The organism is Thioclava sp. JM3, assembly GCF_002213185.1.
Lineage (GTDB): Bacteria > Pseudomonadota > Alphaproteobacteria > Rhodobacterales > Rhodobacteraceae > Thioclava > Thioclava nitratireducens.
This window is the reverse complement of record NZ_NBOB01000003.1, coordinates 334,095-352,776: the sequence shown is the minus strand read 5'-3', so window position 1 is coordinate 352,776 and position 18,682 is coordinate 334,095. Positions and strand designations below refer to the sequence as shown.

General features: G+C 65.0%; 21 protein-coding genes. 8 read left to right on the top strand and 13 right to left on the bottom strand.

All coding sequences use genetic code 11. The annotated features are described in order from the left end of the window. Nucleotides 1–113: 113 nt before the first annotated feature. The 5 genes from B6V73_RS07625 to B6V73_RS07605 all read right to left on the bottom strand — a co-directional run bounded on the left by B6V73_RS07625 (nucleotide 114) and on the right by B6V73_RS07605 (nucleotide 4,038). On the bottom strand, nucleotides 114–320 hold the full coding sequence (locus B6V73_RS07625) for a hypothetical protein (protein WP_075775530.1): 207 nt from the start codon (nucleotides 318–320) through the stop codon (nucleotides 114–116). Between the two features lie 349 nt (nucleotides 321–669). After that, nucleotides 670–1,062 (bottom strand): hypothetical protein, encoded by a 393-nt coding sequence (locus B6V73_RS07620; RefSeq protein WP_075775531.1) that lies wholly within the window; start codon nucleotides 1,060–1,062, stop codon nucleotides 670–672. Between the two features lie 63 nt (nucleotides 1,063–1,125). Next, on the bottom strand, nucleotides 1,126–1,491 hold the full coding sequence (locus B6V73_RS20430) for a hypothetical protein (RefSeq protein ID WP_143597883.1): 366 nt from the start codon (nucleotides 1,489–1,491) through the stop codon (nucleotides 1,126–1,128). A 484-nt stretch (nucleotides 1,492–1,975) separates the two neighbouring features. After that, nucleotides 1,976–2,497: a DUF6497 family protein gene (locus B6V73_RS07610; RefSeq protein ID WP_240496981.1), complete on the bottom strand. Its 522-nt coding sequence runs from the start codon at nucleotides 2,495–2,497 to the stop codon at nucleotides 1,976–1,978. Nucleotides 2,498–2,505: 8 nt separating this feature from the next. Continuing rightward, the gene (locus B6V73_RS07605; protein WP_075775532.1) at nucleotides 2,506–4,038 is read right to left on the bottom strand and encodes an acyl-CoA carboxylase subunit beta; all 1,533 of its coding nucleotides are present in this window, start codon (nucleotides 4,036–4,038) and stop codon (nucleotides 2,506–2,508) included. A 236-nt stretch (nucleotides 4,039–4,274) separates the two neighbouring features. On the opposite strand from B6V73_RS07605, the gene B6V73_RS07600 reads away from it, so the two are divergent. Beyond that, nucleotides 4,275–5,669: a helix-turn-helix transcriptional regulator gene (locus B6V73_RS07600; protein WP_075775533.1), complete on the top strand. Its 1,395-nt coding sequence runs from the start codon at nucleotides 4,275–4,277 to the stop codon at nucleotides 5,667–5,669. Between the two features lie 61 nt (nucleotides 5,670–5,730). Here B6V73_RS07600 and B6V73_RS07595 read toward each other — a convergent pair whose 3' ends face one another. Further along, a complete protein-coding gene (locus B6V73_RS07595; RefSeq protein ID WP_088724922.1) occupies nucleotides 5,731–5,976 on the bottom strand; it encodes a YdcH family protein in 246 nt (81 codons plus the stop codon). Nucleotides 5,977–6,047: 71 nt separating this feature from the next. Then, complete coding sequence (locus B6V73_RS07590) at nucleotides 6,048–6,686, bottom strand: thermonuclease family protein (RefSeq protein WP_088720261.1); 639 nt, start codon at nucleotides 6,684–6,686, stop codon at nucleotides 6,048–6,050. Nucleotides 6,687–6,766: 80 nt separating this feature from the next. On the opposite strand from B6V73_RS07590, the gene B6V73_RS07585 reads away from it, so the two are divergent. Continuing rightward, nucleotides 6,767–7,150: a DoxX family protein gene (locus tag B6V73_RS07585; RefSeq protein ID WP_088720260.1), complete on the top strand. Its 384-nt coding sequence runs from the start codon at nucleotides 6,767–6,769 to the stop codon at nucleotides 7,148–7,150. A gap of 1 nt (nucleotide 7,151) precedes the next feature. Here the strand turns inward: B6V73_RS07585 and betA are convergent, their stop codons facing one another. The 3 genes from betA to betI all read right to left on the bottom strand — a co-directional run bounded on the left by betA (nucleotide 7,152) and on the right by betI (nucleotide 10,940). Next, nucleotides 7,152–8,807: a choline dehydrogenase gene (betA, locus tag B6V73_RS07580; RefSeq protein WP_088723589.1), complete on the bottom strand. Its 1,656-nt coding sequence runs from the start codon at nucleotides 8,805–8,807 to the stop codon at nucleotides 7,152–7,154. A gap of 103 nt (nucleotides 8,808–8,910) precedes the next feature. Continuing rightward, entirely contained in the window at nucleotides 8,911–10,362 is a 1,452-nt protein-coding gene (gene betB / locus B6V73_RS07575) for a betaine-aldehyde dehydrogenase (protein WP_088724921.1), read from the bottom strand. Then, nucleotides 10,359–10,940: a transcriptional regulator BetI gene (betI, locus tag B6V73_RS07570; protein WP_075775539.1), complete on the bottom strand. Its 582-nt coding sequence runs from the start codon at nucleotides 10,938–10,940 to the stop codon at nucleotides 10,359–10,361. Before betI ends, betB begins: the two co-directional genes overlap by 4 nt. A 117-nt stretch (nucleotides 10,941–11,057) precedes the next feature. Between betI and B6V73_RS07565 the strand changes: the two genes are divergently transcribed. Genes B6V73_RS07565 through choV form a run of 4 tightly spaced genes read left to right on the top strand, consistent with a single transcriptional unit; the run spans nucleotide 11,058 to nucleotide 14,583 of the window. Further along, nucleotides 11,058–12,002 carry a choline ABC transporter substrate-binding protein gene (locus B6V73_RS07565; protein ID WP_075775540.1) on the top strand — a complete coding sequence of 315 codons (945 nt, stop codon included), beginning with the start codon at nucleotides 11,058–11,060 and terminating at the stop codon, nucleotides 12,000–12,002. Nucleotides 12,003–12,037: 35 nt separating this feature from the next. Continuing rightward, nucleotides 12,038–12,679, top strand: a complete 642-nt coding sequence (locus B6V73_RS07560) for a hypothetical protein (RefSeq protein ID WP_088724920.1) — start codon at nucleotides 12,038–12,040, stop codon at nucleotides 12,677–12,679. Nucleotides 12,680–12,697: 18 nt separating this feature from the next. Then, a complete protein-coding gene (gene choW, locus B6V73_RS07555; RefSeq protein ID WP_075775542.1) occupies nucleotides 12,698–13,534 on the top strand; it encodes a choline ABC transporter permease subunit in 837 nt (278 codons plus the stop codon). Beyond that, on the top strand, nucleotides 13,531–14,583 hold the full coding sequence (choV, locus tag B6V73_RS07550; RefSeq protein ID WP_075775543.1) for a choline ABC transporter ATP-binding protein: 1,053 nt from the start codon (nucleotides 13,531–13,533) through the stop codon (nucleotides 14,581–14,583). The genes choW and choV overlap by 4 nt, the downstream gene beginning before the upstream one ends. Before the next feature lie 117 nt (nucleotides 14,584–14,700). Here choV and B6V73_RS07545 read toward each other — a convergent pair whose 3' ends face one another. Continuing rightward, a complete protein-coding gene (locus B6V73_RS07545; protein ID WP_075775544.1) occupies nucleotides 14,701–15,606 on the bottom strand; it encodes a DMT family transporter in 906 nt (301 codons plus the stop codon). A 53-nt stretch (nucleotides 15,607–15,659) separates the two neighbouring features. Next, nucleotides 15,660–16,271, bottom strand: coding sequence for a LysE/ArgO family amino acid transporter (locus B6V73_RS07540; RefSeq protein ID WP_088724919.1), 612 nt, complete (start codon nucleotides 16,269–16,271; stop codon nucleotides 15,660–15,662). A gap of 95 nt (nucleotides 16,272–16,366) precedes the next feature. Here B6V73_RS07540 and B6V73_RS07535 point away from each other — a divergent pair, with 95 nt between their 5' ends. Together B6V73_RS07535 and B6V73_RS07530 are read left to right on the top strand one after the other, a co-directional pair. Beyond that, a complete protein-coding gene (locus B6V73_RS07535) occupies nucleotides 16,367–17,221 on the top strand; it encodes a LysR family transcriptional regulator ArgP (protein ID WP_088724918.1) in 855 nt (284 codons plus the stop codon). 135 nt (nucleotides 17,222–17,356) lie between these two features. Beyond that, complete coding sequence (locus tag B6V73_RS07530) at nucleotides 17,357–17,692, top strand: cupin domain-containing protein (protein WP_088724917.1); 336 nt, start codon at nucleotides 17,357–17,359, stop codon at nucleotides 17,690–17,692. Between the two features lie 10 nt (nucleotides 17,693–17,702). Here the strand turns inward: B6V73_RS07530 and B6V73_RS07525 are convergent, their stop codons facing one another. Then, entirely contained in the window at nucleotides 17,703–18,476 is a 774-nt protein-coding gene (locus B6V73_RS07525; RefSeq protein WP_075775547.1) for a transglutaminase family protein, read from the bottom strand. Nucleotides 18,477–18,682: the final 206 nt, after the last annotated feature.

Sequence of the window (18,682 nt, the reverse complement as noted above, 5' to 3'; positions counted from 1 at the left end):
CGCCCCGCGTGTCGTGTTCATGATGTGAGACAAAAGAAAAACCGCCACCGGGGCGAGCAGCCCCGATGGCGGTCGGATAGCGATCGGGCGCGGTCAGAGCCGCGCGGATGTGCTTAGTAGGAGCGCTGGCAGACGCCGGCGTCGTCGCAATAGGTGCCCGCGAGCGCGCCGAGAGCCGCACCGGTGAGCGCGTTGTTGTCGGTCGCGTCCGCGATGATCGCGCCGCCGGCCGCACCGGCGAGGGCGCGCTGACCGTCGGTTTGCATGCAGCCTGCGAGGGCGAGACCGGCAAGGAGAAGAAGGATCGGGGTTTTGCGCATGGGAAACTGCCTCCAATAGCGGTTATGATTGGACGCGAGTTTATCGCGGCCCCGTGAAAAGCCAACGGCGAAAACGCGAGGTCCGACCCCATCGGCGAGCTATCGCCACTGCCCTTCACATCTCTGCAGGCAGCCCCTTGACCTTCCGAAGGAAAAAACTGCGGCCCGACCATAAGATCAGGCCGCAGGAATAGGGAAGGGGTAGGGATATTACACAAGCCGCGGGTGTTGGGGACAGTACGGCTTGCCTCCTCAATGTGACTGCGCATATCGCGGATTGCAAAGGCGAAATCCCTGCAATTCCGAGATTCGGCGGCATGCCGCCATTTCGCGCAGGACATCAGCGAAATCATGCCCAATCCTCATCCTCGTCATCGTCGAAGGTGAAGGCGTCGGGATCGGCGAAGACCTCCGGGAAGGAGGCTTCCGCGCGTTTCACGTCGATCTTGAGAAGCGCCTCGTAGCTTTCGGGGTCGAACGGGTCCTCGGCAGGCACGACTTCGCGCCCGAAGAGCCAGCTCAACCGGCCCGCATCGAGATTGCCGCGCTCGAACGGCTCTTCGCCGAAATGCGCCCAGAGCGCGGCCATGAAGCCCGCATCAGCCTTGCGATCGGCATGACCGCGATCGGCGTAGCGTTCACGCCGAATGATCTTCGTCGCGCCCTTCTTGTTGGCGCGGCGAATGGTGAATTGATAATCCGTCGAGGGTAGCCGCGACGGGAAACCGCGATGCTTCAGCATGACGCGCCCTCCGCTTTGAAGTTGCTGGGACGGCGCGCGCTGAGTTTCTGCGTTACGCCTTCATTATTGACCCGTTCGGGTCTGGTTCCCGCCGGTTGGGTCGGTCGAAGAAGGTGGCGTGCCAGGCGTCGTCGGCTGGCGCTCGCTCGAGCCACCGCGCTGCTCGGGGACGCATTGCGCCGGTCGCTGCGTTGTCGCTGCCACCGCCGTCTCGAACGGTCCGCATTGCAGCGGACAGTCGGGCACGGAAGCCGGGTATTGCGAGTCGACGAGCCGTCCGGTCGGTCGGCAACTGCTGCCGCTTGCGACGGGACCGCCATATTTGCCGGTATAGACCGGTTCCACGGTGACAGGCGCAGGCTCCGGCTTGGGCGCACAGCCCACAAGCAGAGCCGCACAGGCGACGGCGCCCAGAGAAATTCGGACCATTTCACTCTCCCCCATTCTGTTATCGAATGGCTAAGAGCGTACTCCCGAAGGGAAATTTCCGCTAGGTAACCGTATGGCGTATTGCAAAACGCCGCCCTCTCGGCAGGGATCGTGGGGGCAAGGCGGTGGCTGCCGCCCTGCCCCGCACGCAGATCACTTGTACTTGCCGGTATAGGTCGGCTCGGTGGTGACGGCCACCGGCATCGGCTCGGGCTTGGGCGCGCAGGCTGCGACGAAGGCCACGAGGCCAAATGCGATGAGAGCTTTCGACATGTCGTTCTCCTGTCCAGGGGGGCGCGCGCCCCGATCTGGGCGAGGTTCGGCACGACCCGTTTCAACGCGGGGACCGAAATCGCTTTCCCCAAGGGCAGGTTAGCCCGCAAATCCCGCTCACGAAAGCGCGATCTTGCCGTGAGCGTCTGCACAAACGCGCGCTCCGGCATCCTGCCTTCCAAGCTGTGATCTGCGGGTCTGGCCACGGCCATCAGAAAAACTCCCAAACGCATTTTCCATCCTCGACGGAAAAGCTGTCGAAATATTGCACCACCTCTGGGGCGGCTTCGCCGAACGGCACGATCTGGTCCGACAGGCTCACCATCACCTGTGCGGGCTCCGGACCGGGCTGCGGCAGGCGCGGCACCACCCACCCGTTGCACAGCGCCTCGATATCCTTCAGCGCGATATCGGAGGAGATCGGGCTCGGCCCTCCGATCTGCGGCGCGAGGAAGCGGAAACGATAGGTCAGCCCGTCCGGTCCGGCCTCGTTGTGGATCACGTCGACCCACCAGACCTTCTGCCCAGACGGTACCGGGATCGCATCGCCCTTCGTCCCCTCCGGCCCGTCGCCGGGCCCCAGATCCTCCCCCAGGTTGCCCGGATGCATGACCGCACCGTAATCGGGCACTGGCGTCACCTCCCGCAGCTCCTGGGCGGGCGCCGAAGACGCCAGCGCCAGCCCGGCGAGAGCGCCGGGCAAGAGCGTCGCGATCCTCGACCTGCCCGTCATGCGCCTCCTCAGAGCGGGATGTTATCGTGCTTCTTCCACGGGTTGGACAGCTTCTTCGAGCGCAGCGCCGCGAAGGCGCGGGCCACCCGGCGACGCGTCGAACGCGGCTGGATCACCTCGTCGATGAAACCCTTCTCGGCCGCCACGAACGGGTTCGCGAAACGGTCCTCGTAATCGGCGGTGCGCTTGGCGATCTTCTCCTGGTCACCCAGTTCCGAGCGATAGAGGATTTCGACCGCACCCTTCGCGCCCATCACCGCGATTTCCGCAGTCGGCCAGGCGTAGTTGAAATCGCCGCGCAGGTGCTTGGAGGACATGACGTCATAGGCGCCACCATAGGCTTTGCGGGTAATGACGGTGACCTTCGGCACGGTCGCCTCGCCATAGGCGAACAGCAGCTTCGCACCGTGCTTGATGACGCCGTTATATTCCTGGCTGGTGCCCGGCAGGAAGCCCGGCACGTCGACAAGCGTCAGGATCGGGATCTCGAATGCGTCGCAGAAGCGCACGAAGCGCGCGGCCTTGCGGCTGGAATCGATATCCAGACAGCCCGCCAGCACCATCGGCTGGTTCGCGACAACGCCGACCGTCTGACCTTCCAGACGGATGAAGCCGGTGATGATGTTGCCCGCGAAGTCCTTTTGGATCTCGAAGAAATCGCCCTCGTCGGCGATCTTCAGGATCAATTCCTTCATATCGTAGGGGGTGTTCGCGTTCGAGGGCACCAGCGTGTCGAGCGACGCCTCGATCCGGTCCACCTCGTCGAAGAAGGGCCGCACGGGCGCCTTCTCGCGGTTCGAGAGCGGCAGGAAGTCGATCAGGCGTCGGGTCTCGAACAGCGCCTCGACGTCGTTCTCGTAGGCGCCATCGGCGACCGAGCTTTTCTTGGTGTGGGTCGCGGCCCCGCCAAGCTCCTCGGCCGTCACCTGCTCGTTCGTAACCGTCTTCACCACGTCGGGGCCGGTGACGAACATGTAAGACGTATCCTTCACCATGAAGATGAAGTCCGTCATCGCGGGCGAATAGACCGCACCGCCGGCGCAGGGCCCCATGATGAGGCTGATCTGCGGCACGACGCCCGAGGCCATGATGTTGCGCTGGAACACGTCCGCATAGCCTGCAAGCGACGCCACGCCTTCCTGAATCCGCGCCCCGCCCGAATCGTTGATGCCGATCACCGGCGCGCCGTTCTGGACCGCCATATCCATGATCTTGCAGATCTTCTCGGCGTGAGTTTCCGACAGCGAGCCACCGAAGACGGTGAAATCCTGGCTGAACACATAGACCATGCGCCCGTTCACGGTACCCCAGCCGGTGACGACGCCGTCGCCATAGGGCTTGCTCTCTTCCATCCCGAAATCGGTGCAGCGATGGGTCTTGAACATGTCGAACTCTTCGAAAGAGCCCTCGTCGAGCAGCAATTCGATCCGCTCGCGCGCGGTCAGCTTGCCCTTCTTGTGCTGCGCCTCGATGCGTTTCTCGCCGCCACCAAGGCGGGCTTCGTCGCGCCGATGCTCCAGCTCCTTCAGGATGTCTCTCATGAGGGTCCTCCGCATAATTTCTCGGCACCCTATTCCGAAGGCAACAATCTTACAAAGGGGATTCGAGAAAATTTGCAAATTATTGGCAAGCATGCGATAGCGAATTGCATAACTGCGAAGCCCGCTACCGATCGCAGACCATCCACGATTGATCCAATGACGCCGGCTCAGAACCGGCAAAATTTGACGCAGGGTTTTTGCAAAGCTAAAAATTTCTTTGCAAAAAGGAGGGGCAGATGGCGACTCAGAAACTCTATGCCGGCGTGAAACTGCGCGAAACCCGCACGCGGCTCGGCCTGACCCAGAAAGCCTTCGCCGAGCGGCTCGGCGTGTCGCTGCCCTATCTCAACCAGATGGAGAACAACCACCGCCCGGTCTCGGCGCAGGTCGTGCTGGCGCTGGCGAGCGAATTCGGCCTCGACGTGACCGAGCTCTCGGCGGGCGATGCGGAGCGGCTGGTCTCGGACATGCGTGAGGCACTGGCCGACCCGATCTTCTCCGACGGCGCACCGCCCTTGGCCGATCTACGGCTCGCGGCCTCCAACGCCCCTGCACTCGCCCGGTCCTTCCTCGAACTGCACCGCGCCTACCGCCAGACCCATGAACGCCTCGCCTCGCTCGACGAAGCCCTGGGCCGCGAGGGCGCACAGACGGTGGTCTCCCCCTGGGAAGAGGTCCGCGACTTCTTTCACTATTGCGACAATTACATCGACGCCGTCGATCGTGCCGCCGAACGATTTTCCTGTCGTGATGGCAAGCGGTTGGAGCCCATTCCTCATGCGATCGATACCCTCGCGAAACGCGGTCTCGACGTGCAGTTCTCCGACATTTCGCAACTGCGCGAGCGCGACGGCAACCGGCTTCTGATCAACGCCCATGCGGGCCGGCCGACGCAGGCCTTCCAATTGCTGCACCAAGTGGCGTTGCTGACCCAGAACGACTTGCTGGATGCGACGCTCGACCTCGCGCGCTTCCAATCCGACACGGCCCGGGCGATCGCCAAGATCGGGCTCGCCAACTACTTCGCGGGCGCGGCGCTGCTGCCCTACCGCCCCTTCCTCGAAGCGGCGCAGGACACCCGCCACGATCTGGAGCGACTCTGCGACATCTTCACCGCCTCGATCGAGCAGGTCGCCCACCGTCTATCGACCCTGCAGCGCCCCGGCGCGAAGGGTATTCCCTTCTTCTTCGTCCGCGTCGATCAAGCCGGCACCATCACCAAGCGCCACTCTGCCACGCGACTACAATTCGCCCGATTCGGTGGCGCCTGCCCGCTCTGGAACGTCCACCAAGCCTTTGAAACTCCGACTAAGTTCCTGCGACAACTCGCAGAGACCCCCGATGGCGTTCGCTATCTCTGCCTCGCGCGCGACGTCTCGAAATCGGGCGGCAGCTTTACCGCGCCAGTCCGCCGCTACGCGATCTGTCTGGGCTGCGAGGTGAGCCACGCGAAGGGGCTCGTCTATGCCGACGATATGGAGCTTGGCAATCCCAAGGCCTACCAGCCGATCGGGATCTCCTGCCGAATCTGCGAGCGTAAGGATTGCCACCAGCGCTCGGTTCCGCCGCTGGAACGCCGCCTGCATGTCGATCCCGACCATCGCGGCCTTCTGCCCTACGACATCGCATAGAAAAACGCCCCGGGGCCGAAGCCCCGAGGCGTCCCACCAAAATCACTCGTTACCATACAACTCAGGCGTTGGCGGTACCCAGCATCCGCGCGATCTCATCCTTCACCGCGGCGCGTTGCTTGCGCAGGTCGGTCTCGGCGAGGCTGTCCATCGGCTCCACATTCGTCTCGGCCCGGTGCACGCGATCGTTCAGCGTGTCGTAATCGTCCAACAGCTTTGCAAAATGCGCGTTGGAGATTTTCAACTCGTGGATCCGATCGAGTTTCGTCGGGAATTCGTCTTGCAGCGTGTGCGGCGTATTGGCCATGTCGCTCCCTTTCCTTGCTGTCGGACCGACATTAGGCCACCGCGACTCGCGCCACCTTGATGCGCATCAAGTCAGCCGCCTGCGCGACGCCATCCGGCCGCTTTTGCCGCGGCCTCGGTGCAAAACCATCGCTCGCCCTTGGCGGTATTGATCCGCGTCGCGGCATAAGAGCCCGTGCCCGGCAGATGATAGAGCCGCCCGCGCTTGGAAATATTGCCCTTGATCGCGCAATTACCCGGCGGGGTTTGTACCTTGGTCGCGGCGCGGACCGCTGCTGGGCGCCTTGCTTCGCCCTGCCAGATGCCGAGACCCGCGCGGCGCGCGCGCTCCTCCTGCCCGACATAATCGAGCGCGTATCTTCGGTAAGCGAAGGCTGCGCCGCGGGCCACCATCTCGGCGTTGAGATCGCGCCCGCCGGCGCGGCAAATAGCGATCAGCCGCCCGTAGCGATCCTGCTCGTGACCCGAGCACCGCACTCCCCGCCCCGCGAGCCGCTGCAGTTCCGCCGTCGCGGCCTGTCCACAAGCCCAGCGCACGCCTTGCGTCGTCTTGCAGCTTTGCTTCGCCTCCGGCGCGTCGATGCCGAACAGCCGCACCCGCGTATTCGCAACCACCAGCGTATCGCCATCGACGACGCGTGGAATGCCCGTGACCGTCGCCGCGAAAACGGGCGAGGCGATGAGAACCAGAAGTGAACAAAGCCTTAACATTCCCTAGATATCGGTGGGACTGATCTCGCACGCAACAGATTTCGTAGCTGAAAGGTAAACGCGAAACTTGGGAGCCCCGCATGTCCGACGCGCTCAACCTGATCGGCCGCATCCTGATCGCGCTGCTGTTCCTCGGCGGCGCGGCGCAGAAAGTCAGCGACCCGCGGATGGTGCAGGAAATGATCGGCTGGCTTGGCCTGCCCGGCTGGCTGGTCTGGCCCGCGGCGCTGTTCAACCTGATCGCGGCGCTTGGCCTGATCTTCGGCCCGAAGGTGCGGGCCTGGGCACTCATCCTCGCCGCCTATTGCATCTTCACCAGCTGGTTTCACTGGCAGCTGCGCGCCGACCCGTGGCAGGTGACGATCTTCGTGAAGAACTGGGCGATCGCCGGCGGCCTCTTGATCCTCGCGGCGCAGGGGCCGGGGCGCTATGCCCTCAGCCTCCCGCGCCGCGAAGGCCGCTAACTCAGCGCTGCGCCACCTGCCAGTTCGGCGCCACCCACGGCTCGAGGTTCTCGCGTGCGAGCGGTGCCCGGCCCAGCAGGTGATCGGCCATCTTCTCGCCCACCATGATCGAGGGCGCGTTCAGGTTGCCGTTGGTAATGCGCGGGAAGACAGAGCTGTCGGCGACCCGCAGCCCCTCGACCCCGATCACGCGGCCTTCCGGATCGACGACGGCGCTAGGATCGTCCGCCGCCCCCATCTTCGCAGTGCCACAGGGATGATAGGCGCTCTCGGCATGTTCGCGGATGAAGGCGTCGATCTGCTCATCCGTCTCCACGTCGGCCCCCGGCTGGATCTCGTGCTTCACATGGGCGGCCATCGGCGCTTGCGCAAAAATTTCCCGGGTCAGCCGCACGCATTTGCGGAATTCGGCCCAGTCGTCGGGATGGCTCATGTAATTGAACTTGATCTCGGGCTTGGCCTCGGGATCGCCCGAGCGCAGCCGGATATGGCCACGCGACTTCGAACGCATCGGGCCGACATGCGCCTGGAAGCCATGCCCCTCGGCGGCGGCCTTGCCGTCATAGCGCACCGCGATCGGCAGGAAGTGATACTGGATGTCCGGGTAGTCGATCCCGGCCTCCGACCGGATGAAGGCGCAGCTTTCGAACTGGTTCGACGCGCCGAGCCCGCTTTTGGTGAAAAGCCATTGCGCGCCCACACGGGCCTTGCCGTAGAGGTTCCAGTACTTGAACAGCGTGACCGGCTGTTTCGCGGCGAATTGCATATAGATCTCAAGGTGATCCTGCAGGTTGCCGCCCACCCCGGGACGATCCGCCAGCACCTCGATGCCATGCTCGCGCAGATGCTCTGCCGGGCCGACACCCGAGAGCATCAGAAGCTTCGGCGTATTGATCGAACTTGCCGCCAGCACGACCTCGGACGTCGCGCGGACCACCTCGATCTGCCCCTTGCGCTTGATCTCGACGCCGACGGCCTTCTTGCCTTCGAAGACGACGCGCCGCGCCAGACCACGGACGATCCGCAACTTGCCGGTCTTGAGCGCGGGGCGCAGATAGGCATTGGCCGCCGACCAGCGACGCCCTTTGTAGATCGTGGCCTCCATCGGCCCGAAGCCTTCCTGCTGCCGGCCGTTGTAATCCTCGGTCACCGGATAGCCCGCCGCCGCGCCCGCAGCGACGAAGGCGTCGAACAGGGGGTTGGAGCGCGGCCCGCGGGTCACATGCAGCGGCCCCGAGCGGCCACGCCATTCGGTCTCTTCGCCGCCGTGCCAATGCTCCATCCGCTTGTAATAGGGCAGCACATCGGCGTAGCCCCAGCCGCGCGCGCCGCTTTCTTCCCAATGGTCGAAATCGCGCGCGTGGCCCCGGACATAGACCATGCCGTTAATGCTCGACGAGCCGCCCAGCACCTTGCCGCGCGGGGTCGCCAGACGGCGTCCGCCCAGATGCTCTTCGGGTTCCGACTGAAAGCCCCAGTCGTAGATCCCCATATTCATCGGATAGCTCAACGCGCCGGGCATCTGGATGAACGGCCCGGCATCCGACCCGCCGTGCTCGATCACGACCACGTCGCGTCCCGCTTCCACGAGCCGGTAAGCCAGCGCCGAGCCACCCGAGCCTGCGCCTACGATCACATATTCTGCCGAAACACTCATATCTTCCCCTTGGCGGAAAATCCCGGGGGGCGCCGGTTGGTGCGCCATCGGTCCGAGGACCAACCGGCGACGGGCAGCGCCCCCAACCTCCCCAAATTCAAATTCAGTACGGGCTCTCGACCGGCCCCATGCCGACATAGACGGATTTGAGCTGCGTATAGTGCTCCACCGCCGCGCGCGAATTCTCGCGCCCGAAGCCCGATTGCTTCACCGCGCCGAAGGGCATTTCCACCGGCGTCAGGTTGTAGGCGTTGATCCAGGTCGTACCCGCCTGCAGCTGGCTCACGACACGGTGGCCGCGCGCCAGATCGCCGGTGAACACACCCGCGGCGAGGCCGAACTGCGTGTCATTGGCCCGCGCGATCGCCTCTTCCTCGGTCTCGAAATCCAGCACGGACATGACCGGGCCGAAGATTTCTTCCCGCGCGATGGTCATATCGTCGGTGACATCGGCGAAAACGGTGGGCTGCACGAAAAGCGGCCCCTCATTGCCTGCCGAGCCGCCGCAGACCAGTCGCGCGCCTTCGGATTTCGCGCTCTCGACATAGGACATGACCTTGTCGAACTGCGCCTTCGAGATCAGCGGACCGAATTGCGTCGCCTCGTCCAGCGGATCGCCCGCGACAATGGTTTCCGCGCGCTCTTTCAGACGGGCGAGGAATTTCTCCTTGACGCCCTTCTGCACGAAGACTCGCGTCCCGTTCGAGCAGATCTGACCCGAGGAATAGAAATTCCCCAGCATCGCCGCGCCGATTGCGCTTTCGATATCGGCATCATCAAAAACGATCATCGGGGATTTGCCGCCAAGCTCCATCGTGACGTGCTTCATGCCCGCCGATGCCGCCTGATAGACCTTCTGACCCGTCGGGACCGACCCGGTCAGCGAGACTTTCGCGATACGCGGATCGGTCGAGAGCGCCGCCCCTACCGGGCCGAAGCCCTGCACCACGTTGAAGATACCCGCGGGCATCCCGGCTTCGATGAAGATCTCGGCGAGCTTCAGCGCGCCCAGCGGCGTCATCTCGGAGGGTTTGAACACCATCGCGTTGCCGGTCGACAGCGCAGGCGCGGATTTCCAGCAGGCGATCTGGCTGGGATAGTTCCACGCGCCGATCCCTGCGCAGACGCCCAGCGGCTCGCGGATCGTATAGGCGAAATCGCCGCCCAGCGGCATCGTCTCTCCGGTCAGCGTGGGCGCGAGACCCGCGAAATACTCCAGCGCCTCGGCGCCCGAGGGCCAGTCGGCCTCGCGGGTTTCCTGAATGGGCTTGCCGGTGTCGAGCGTTTCCAGCAGCGCCAGTTCCTCACCGCGCTCGCGGATGATCGCGACGGCACGGGTCAGGATACGGCCCCGCTCGACCGGGCGCAGCGCGGCCCAGTCCTTCTGCGCCTCAACCGCCCCCGAAATCGCGGCGTCGATCACCGCAGGGGTCGCCGCATGCAGCTTGGCGATCACCTCGCCGGTGCCGGGATAGGTGACGATCAGCTCGTCGCCGTCCGTATCTTCCATCCAGTCGCCATTGACGAAATGGCTTGCTTTCGGCTGTGCCCTCATTGGTGGACCTCCAATTCCTTTTCCAGATGCGCCAGCACCAGTTCGCAGGCGGCCTCGCGGTCGGGCTCGCCCGCGACAAGCGCCGCGCGGATGTAGACGCCGTCGATCATCGCGCCCAAACCCTCGGCCACGGAGCCCGCGCGGTCGCCGACCAGCGGCCGCAGCCCGTGCATGAGGTTGGAGCGCAGACGGCGCTGATAGATATGCAGCAGGCGCCGCGCTTCGGCGCTCGACTGCGCGAGAACGTAGAAGTTCAGCCACGCGGCGATCGCCTCGTGACGGAACGAGCCCGCCGCGAAAGAGCCCATCACAACTGCGCGAACACGCTCGTGCGGGGAATGCGCCATCGCCATCGCACCGCGCACTTCGGCCCCGTAAATCGAAAGGATCGAGCGCATCGCGGCGAGGAAAATCCGGTCTTTCGACCCGAAATAATGGTGCGCCAGCGCCGAGGACATGCCCGCGCGCCGGGCGATCTGCGCGACCGTCACGTCGAGCGACCCCGCCTCGCCCACTGTCTCAATAGTCGCTTTGACCAAGGCTGCGCGCCGTATAGGCTCTGCTCCAAGCTTCGGCATGTGATCGGCCTCCTTCCGGGTGGCTTGCTTGCATGTCGAGCTAGAACATGTTTATTGACTCGTCAATCAACAACCGCATCCCGCGGTTTTTCTTAACGCTGCACAGGGAGAAAAAGCATGAAACTTCGTTCCACGCTCCTCGCACTGGGGGCCGCGCTCTCGTTCGGACTGGCAGGCACCGCGCCCGCTCAGGCCGCCGATTGCTCGAAAGTGACCTTCTCCGATGTTGGCTGGACCGACATCACCTCGACCACCGCGGTCGCGACCACCATCCTCGAAGCGCTCGGCTACGAGACCGACACCAAGGTTCTCTCGGTTCCGGTGACCTACGAGGCGCTGTCGAAAGGCGACGTCGACGTGTTCCTGGGCAACTGGATGCCCTCGATGGCCGCCAACGTCGATCCCTACACCAAGGACGGCACCGTCGAGACGCTCGGCACCAACCTGACCGGCGCGAAATACACGCTGGCGACCAACCCCGCTGGCGCCAAGCTCGGCATTAAGGACTTCTCCGACATCGCCAAGCACGCCGACGAGCTGGACAACCAGATCTACGGCATCGAGCCGGGCAATGACGGCAACGCGCTGATCCTCGACATGATCGACAAGGACGCGTTCGGCCTGAAGAACTTCGACCTGAAGGAAAGCTCCGAGCAGGGCATGCTCGCGCAGGTCGCGCGTGCCGACAAAGCCGACAAACCGATCATCTTCCTCGCGTGGGAACCCCACCCGATGAACTCCAACTTCGACATCACCTACCTGTCGGGCGGCGATGACTTCTTCGGCCCCGATTACGGCGGTGCGACGGTCATGACCAACGTCCGCGCGGGCTATGTCGACGAGTGCCCGAACCCGGGCAAGTTCGTCTCCAACCTCAAGTTCACCCTCGCGATGGAAAACGAGATCATGGGCAAGATCCTCGACGATGGCGAGGATCCCAAGGCGGCCGCGAAGGAATGGCTCAAGGCCAACCCGGACAGCTGGAAGCCCTGGCTCGACGGTGTGACCACGAAGGACGGCGGCGACGCGCAGGCAGCGGTCGAGAAAGCGCTGAACTCGTGAGCCTTCGGGCGCAATATTCGCGCGGGCGGCAGGGCATGGCCCTCCGCCCCCGCTTCCCCTCGGTCCGCGCCCTCACCGGCGCGGCCCTTCTCTTCGCGGGGATGATAGCCGCGCCCGTGACCCCGGCGCGCGCCGCCGATTGCCCGGAGGCCGAGGCCCTGCACGCGGCGGGCGTCACGCTCACCCGCAACGCCCCGAAAATGGCGCAGGCCTATCGCTACGAAAACGGCAGGCTGACCTCCTACCGGGTCGACGATCCCGAGCTCGGCCGCCCGCCCAAGCGCGAGCGCTACGACCATCCGCTGGCGGTGAGCATGCAGGAAATGGACGGGCGCAGTTTCGCGCTCATCTACGACGAGGACCCCGCGCGGCTCGACCAACTGCCGCAACTCGGCAACTGGCGCACTCCGGTGACGCTGAAAGTCGACGGCGAGACCAAGGATCGCGGCACCATCTCCTACGCCTATCGCGGCCCTGGCTCGGTGCTGATCGGCGCGTGCCGCTACGATGTCTGGCAGGTCGTCGAACGGATCGCGATGGGCAAGCTGCGCACCGCCTTCCTCAAGGAATTTTCCCCCAAGGCCGGGCTGGTCCTGCGCGTGACCAAGCTCGACCCCGAAACCGGCAAGGCGCAATCGCAAGTCGCCTTCGACCGCATCGAAACGCGCCAGAAATAACAACTCGCAAGGACAGTTATGAACTGGTTGACCGAAACCAAAATCCCCGTGGGCAAGACGGCCAAGATCGTGATCGACTGGCTGCAGGACCATGCAGCGCCGCTCTTCGACGCCCTCTCCGTCGCGCTGAAAGCGCTGATCGACGCAACGCTCTGGGTGCTGCAAGGCCCCCCGCCCCTTCTCGTGATCCTCGCCTTCGCGGTGATCGCCTACCTGCTCCAGCGCAGCTGGAAGATTTCCCTGCTGGTGATCGTGGGCTTCCTGTTCATCCTCAATCAGGACTACTGGGAAGAGACGACCGAGAGCCTCACCCTCGTGATCGCCGCCTGCGTGGTCTGCATGGGGATCGGGGTGCCGATCGGCATCGCCGCCGCCCATCGCCCACGGCTGTATTCAGTGCTGCAACCGGTCTTGGACCTGATGCAGACGCTGCCGGCCTTCGTCTACCTGATCCCGGCCATCGTCTTTTTCGGCATCGGCATGGTGCCCGGCCTGATCGCGACCGTGATCTTCGTGCTGCCCGCCCCGATCCGCCTGACCCATCTGGGCGTTTCCTCAACGCCGGACACGCTGACCGAGGCCGCCCAATCCTTCGGCGCAACCAAGAGCCAGCTTCTGTGGAAGGTCGAACTGCCCTACGCCACGCCGCAGATCATGGCCGGTCTGAACCAGACGATCATGCTCTCGCTCTCGATGGTCGTGGTGGCCGCGCTCGTCGGCGCTGACGGGCTTGGCGTGCCGGTCGTGCGCGCACTGAACACCGTGAACACGGCACTCGGCTTCGAATCCGGCTTCGTGATCGTCGTCGTCGCCATCATCCTTGACCGCATGCTGCGCCGCGGAGGTTCGAAATGACCCAGACCAAAGCCAAAACCGCCGTCAAATTCGACAATGTCTCCATCGTCTTCGGCGACCGCCCGCAAGAAGCCCTGCCCCTGATGGACGAAGGGCTCTCGCGCCCCGAGATCCAGGAGCGCACCGATCAGGTGCTTGGCGTGCATGACTGCTCGGTCGAGGTGCCCGAGGGCGAGATTCTCGTGCTGATGGGCCTCTCGGGCTCCGGCAAATCGACGCTGTTGCGCGCGGTGAACGGTCTCAACCCCGTCGTGCGCGGTCAGGTCGAGGTGCATGACGGCGAGCGTCTCGTCGATGTCACCCACGCCGATCCCGCGACTTTACGCAAAATGCGCCTCAACAAGATCGCGATGGTCTTCCAGCAATTCGGCCTGCTGCCCTGGCGGACCGTGCGCGAGAATGTAGGCCTCGGCCTCGAACTCGCCGGCATGAGCAAGGCGGAACGCCGCAAGAAGGTCGACACCCAGTTGGAACTGGTGGGTCTGTCGGACTGGGCCGACCGTCAGGTGGCAGAGCTTTCGGGCGGCATGCAGCAGCGCGTGGGCCTCGCCCGGGCGTTCGCCACCGACGCGCCGATCCTGCTGATGGACGAGCCCTTCTCGGCGCTCGACCCGCTGATCCGCACCAAGCTGCAGGACGAGTTGCTCGAGCTGCAGACCAAGCTCAAGCGCACGATCATCTTCGTCAGCCACGACCTCGACGAGGCGTTCAAGATCGGCAACCGGATCGCGCTGATGGAAGGCGGGCGGATCGTGCAATGCGGCACGGCACGCGACATCATCGCCAAACCGGCGAACGGCTATGTGGCCGATTTCGTGGCCCATATGAACCCGCTCGGCGTGCTGACCGCCGAGGATATCGCCGATCCCGTCGGCACGCCGACCGGCGATGCCACGGGTGAACCGATGCCCGCCGACGCCCCCGTGCGCGACGTGATGGAGCGGCTGCGCCACGAGCCCGCCGTCCCGCTCACCGATGGCCGCGTCGTGACCCGCGAAGGCGTCATCACGCGGCTCATCGACCCCCAGCGCAGCGCCGAGGCGAGCTGAGGGACGCTTCGCGGAGGATATTTTGACCAAGCCGAAACCAAGGCGCGCGCGCCCCTTCGGCTTGGCTCAAATATCCCCGCCGGAGGCATCCGACATTTGCAGAAAAGTGCGGCGCTGTCAGATCTTGGTGGCCGGCGGAGGCGGCGTCACCCGGCGTTTGAGCTGCGCCTCGCGGATGGTCATGTAGCTCACCGCGCCGATGATGATCGCACCGCCCAGGATCACGTAAGGGTCCGGACGCTCGCCGAAAATCGTCCAGCCCGCAATCGCCGCCCAGACCAGTTGCAGGAAGATCACCGGCTGCGTCACCGTCACGGGCGCCGCGGCGAAAGCCCGCGTCATGCAGTAATGCCCGCCGGTGGCGAACACCGCCACCGCGCCCAGCCAGAGCGTCTCGGACAGCGTGATCGGCTCCCATTTCCAGATCGCCACCGGAGCGAGCGCGACGGTCACTACCAGCGTCATCATCGCCACCACCGTGCCCGCGGGCACGTAATCGGTCAGCCGCTTCGCCGCGAGATAGGCGCCGCCAAAGAACAGCGCCGCGCCAAGCTGGGCGATATGGCCGGGCTCGATCGCGCGCATCCCCGGGCGCAGGATGATCAGCGCCCCGATCAGCGCAACGATCACTGCCGTCACGCGCCGCCACGCCAGCCCCTCGCCCAACAGGAGCGCACCGCCCACCGTCACCACGATCGGGTTGAGGTAGTTGATCGCGGTGACATCGGCGATCGGGATATTGCTCATCGCGAAGAACCACAGCCCCACCGCCACCGCATGCAACGCCCCGCGCACACCGAACAGCGCCCAGACCTGCGGCGGGAAGTTCTGGCGCAGGATGCGGGCCAGTGCGGGGGCGAAGAAGATCAGCCCCCAGGTGAAGCGCACGAAGGCCGATTGCGCGGCGGGCACCTGATCGCCCAGCCAGTGGACGATGATATTCACCATGACGAAACAGGCGGTGGTGGCGAGCATCCACAGGATGCCGATCAGCGGTTTGTTAGGTTTGTCTTGCGCGGTCATGGCTCTCTTGGACGCTGGATCGGCACCGCGCGCAAGGGGCGGTTTTGTGTCGGTTATAATCCGCCCGCGGCGAGCTTCCAGGCGATCGACCCCATCAGCACCGCGATCAGCGCATCAAGCACGCGCCAGGCGCTCTCCTTGGCGAAAAGCGGCGCCAGCAGCCGCGCGCCATAGGCCAGCGCGAAGAAGAACACGAAGGAGGCCACGATCGCGCCGGTGGCGAAGCCGATCCGCGCGCCTGCGAACTGCGCCGAGACCGCGCCCAGAAGCACCACCGTATCGAGCCAGACATGGGGGTTCGCCCATGTGAAAGCGGCCACCGTCACGAGGACTGCGCGCAAGGACGGCGCGCTGCCCGCGCTCGGGTCGAGATGCTCGCCGCCCCGGATCGCCGCCAAAGCGGAACGGATCGCATACCAGCTAAGAAAGGCGACACCGCCCCAGCGCAGCGCCTCGGCCAGCCATGGCAGTGCGGTGGACGCGGCGGCGAAGCCCGACACGCCAATGGCGATCAGCACCGCATCGGAAAGCGCGCAGAACAGCGCCACCGCGAAGACATGCTCGCGCCGCAGCCCCTGACGCAGCACGAACGCGTTCTGCGCGCCGATCGCCACGATCAGCCCGAGCCCCAGTTTCAGCCCTGCCCAGAATGCCGCCAATTCCATCCGCCTCACCCCCAGTCTGCTCGGAGACGCTTCTCAGTGCCGGGGCGCGCGTATAAGTTCAACTTAATTAAACTAACTCTGTATAAGTAAAACTTATGTTCGACTATGCCGCGCTGGATGCGCTCGCCACCGTGATCGAGACCGGAAGCTTCGAGGCCGCGAGCGCACGGCTCGGGGTGTCGCAATCGGCCGTCTCGCAACGCGTCCGCCAGTTGGAGGAACGCATGGGCGCCGTTCTGGTGATCCGCGCCACGCCCTGCCGCGCGACCGAGGATGGGGCGCGGCTGATCGCCCATCTGCGCGAGGTGGCGCTTCTCGAAACCGAGCTGGCGCCCTCCGGGACCCCGCCGGTTCTGCGTATCGCCGTCAATGCCGACAGTCTCGCGACATGGGTGCTGCCCGCGCTGGCCGAGGTGGAGGGCGTGCGTTTCGATCTGGTGATCGACGATCAGGACCATTCGGCGGGACTGTTGCGCCGGGGCGAGGTCGTGGGGGCGATCACCGCCGACGCGGGGCCGATCGCGGGCTGCGACAGCGTGAGCCTCGGGCGGCTGCGCTATATCGCGACGGCGAGTCCGGACTTCGTCGCGCGGTATTTTCCGAACCGGATCGACCGGCACAGCTTGCGCGCGGCCCCCGCCCTGCAGTTCAACGCGAAGGATCGCTTGCAGGATCGCTGGGCCTCGATGATCGCGGGCATGCCGATGGGGTTGCGGGCGCATCGTATCGGCTCGACCGAAGGCTTCGTAGAGGCCTGTCTGCGCGGCATGGGCTGGGGGCTGAACCCCGAGGCGCTGGTGCAGGCGCATCTGGAAAGCGGCGCGCTGGAACGGCTGGGCCCGGCGCCGATCGACGTGCCGCTCTACTGGCAAAGCGCGAGGCGGCTGAAAGCCCCGCTCGCGCCGCTGACCAAAGCGTTGCGGAAGGCGGCGAAGGTGGTGTTGTTGTAAGAGGTCGGGAACAGGGCGTCGCGCACGGCTTGTTCCGGTCTGAGCGGCTCCCCGGGCTGAGCGCGCATTGCCCGCAGGCTGCGCGGCGCGCATAGTGACGCATGTCCCGCAGGCCCGTCAGGAGGAGAGACACCCATGGAGCTACCCGATTTCATTCAGGCCTTCCCCGCCCTCGATCTGCCGTTTCCCGAAGATCAGGTGCGCAGCCACGCGGTCCGCTCGGAGGCGGGGCTGGTGGTGTTTCTGCACTTCCTCACCGATTTCGACCTTCCGGCCCATTCCCACAAGGGCCAGTGGGGCACCGTGATCGAAGGCGAGGCGGAGCTGACCATCGCAGGCGAGACCCGGGTCTATCGCCCCGGCGAGACCTACAGCATCCCTTCGGGCGCGGAACATTCCGCGCGGCTCAAGGCCGGAACGAAAGTGATCGACGTCTTCGAAGAGGCCGATCGCTATCCGTTGAAGCGCTGAAGGAACGCGCTCAGACCCGGATTACGGAGACGCTCTGGTTGATCAGCGTGGCGGGCGCCTGCGATTCCATGAAAGCCACGTCATAGGCGTCGCGCCCCACCGCGACCAGCGCCATGTTCTCGGCCCCGCACATGCCGGTCGCATCGACCATATGCCACGCGCCATCGAGCCAGACCTCGGCCACGGCGTGGAAATCCTGCGGCCTCACGTCCGGCCCGTAGGACGAAGCCATCCGCGCCGGGATCTGCGCCGCACGCACCATCGCGCAGAACAGATGCGCGTAGTCGCGGCAAACCCCTGCCCGGCCCGCGAAAGTCTCGAGCACATTGGTGTCGCTGTCCGACGCGCCGGGCACGTAGGAGAGGTTCTTCTCGATCCAGTCGCGGATCGCGGCCACTTTCGCGCCGCCCTGCAGATCGCCGAAGCGCTTGCCCACGAAGGAGACGAACTTGTCGGACTGCACGTAGCGCGAGGGGCGGATATAGGGGGCGGCCTCGGCGGGCAGTTCGTGCAGCTGCGCGGCTCGCATCTGGCTGAGGTCGATCGCCGGGCGCGTGATGTCGATCAGCGCCTGATAATGCAGCGTCATCTGTGTGCCGACCCGGGCCCAGATCCGCTCGCCCACGCCGCAATCGCCCGCGATCCGGTCGACGGTCGCATCGCCGAGATTCATCGACGCGCTGACGATCTCCTGCCCCGGAGCATGCGCCGCTTCGAGCACCAGCGCGACCGTATTGGGCTGCGGGAACTGGTATTGCATCTGCACGTCGACGGAAATGCGCATGGCGGCTCCTTCTCTCGGGTTTCAGGTGGTGTCACTGGGATGGAGCGCGCCGCGTAACAGAGACACGTCGATGGGAAAAGGGGGGCGGAGAGTGTTTGGTTCCGGCGCAGGATGCGCCCGCAGCGAATTGCCTGTCGCAAGGGACATATCGTGGCCGGAGCGACCGTCCGCCCTGCTCCGGATAAAATTAACGGCGGCCGCGCCGG

Excerpts from the sequence above, each read along its gene's own strand:
- B6V73_RS07625 (WP_075775530.1), bottom strand. The coding sequence starts at position 320 with ATGCGCAAAACCCCGATCCTTCTTCTCCTTGCCGGTCTCGCCCTCGCA.
- B6V73_RS07620 (WP_075775531.1), bottom strand. The coding sequence starts at position 1,062 with ATGCTGAAGCATCGCGGTTTCCCGTCGCGGCTACCCTCGACGGATTAT.
- B6V73_RS20430 (WP_143597883.1), bottom strand. The coding sequence starts at position 1,491 with ATGGTCCGAATTTCTCTGGGCGCCGTCGCCTGTGCGGCTCTGCTTGTG.
- B6V73_RS07610 (WP_240496981.1), bottom strand. The coding sequence starts at position 2,497 with ATGACGGGCAGGTCGAGGATCGCGACGCTCTTGCCCGGCGCTCTCGCC.
- B6V73_RS07605 (WP_075775532.1), bottom strand. The coding sequence starts at position 4,038 with ATGAGAGACATCCTGAAGGAGCTGGAGCATCGGCGCGACGAAGCCCGC.
- B6V73_RS07600 (WP_075775533.1), top strand. The coding sequence starts at position 4,275 with ATGGCGACTCAGAAACTCTATGCCGGCGTGAAACTGCGCGAAACCCGC.
- B6V73_RS07595 (WP_088724922.1), bottom strand. The coding sequence starts at position 5,976 with ATGGCCAATACGCCGCACACGCTGCAAGACGAATTCCCGACGAAACTC.
- B6V73_RS07590 (WP_088720261.1), bottom strand. The coding sequence starts at position 6,686 with ATGTTAAGGCTTTGTTCACTTCTGGTTCTCATCGCCTCGCCCGTTTTC.
- B6V73_RS07585 (WP_088720260.1), top strand. The coding sequence starts at position 6,767 with ATGTCCGACGCGCTCAACCTGATCGGCCGCATCCTGATCGCGCTGCTG.
- betA (WP_088723589.1), bottom strand. The coding sequence starts at position 8,807 with ATGAGTGTTTCGGCAGAATATGTGATCGTAGGCGCAGGCTCGGGTGGC.
- betB (WP_088724921.1), bottom strand. The coding sequence starts at position 10,362 with ATGAGGGCACAGCCGAAAGCAAGCCATTTCGTCAATGGCGACTGGATG.
- betI (WP_075775539.1), bottom strand. The coding sequence starts at position 10,940 with ATGCCGAAGCTTGGAGCAGAGCCTATACGGCGCGCAGCCTTGGTCAAA.
- B6V73_RS07565 (WP_075775540.1), top strand. The coding sequence starts at position 11,058 with ATGAAACTTCGTTCCACGCTCCTCGCACTGGGGGCCGCGCTCTCGTTC.
- B6V73_RS07560 (WP_088724920.1), top strand. The coding sequence starts at position 12,038 with ATGGCCCTCCGCCCCCGCTTCCCCTCGGTCCGCGCCCTCACCGGCGCG.
- choW (WP_075775542.1), top strand. The coding sequence starts at position 12,698 with ATGAACTGGTTGACCGAAACCAAAATCCCCGTGGGCAAGACGGCCAAG.
- choV (WP_075775543.1), top strand. The coding sequence starts at position 13,531 with ATGACCCAGACCAAAGCCAAAACCGCCGTCAAATTCGACAATGTCTCC.
- B6V73_RS07545 (WP_075775544.1), bottom strand. The coding sequence starts at position 15,606 with ATGACCGCGCAAGACAAACCTAACAAACCGCTGATCGGCATCCTGTGG.
- B6V73_RS07540 (WP_088724919.1), bottom strand. The coding sequence starts at position 16,271 with ATGGAATTGGCGGCATTCTGGGCAGGGCTGAAACTGGGGCTCGGGCTG.
- B6V73_RS07535 (WP_088724918.1), top strand. The coding sequence starts at position 16,367 with ATGTTCGACTATGCCGCGCTGGATGCGCTCGCCACCGTGATCGAGACC.
- B6V73_RS07530 (WP_088724917.1), top strand. The coding sequence starts at position 17,357 with ATGGAGCTACCCGATTTCATTCAGGCCTTCCCCGCCCTCGATCTGCCG.
- B6V73_RS07525 (WP_075775547.1), bottom strand. The coding sequence starts at position 18,476 with ATGCGCATTTCCGTCGACGTGCAGATGCAATACCAGTTCCCGCAGCCC.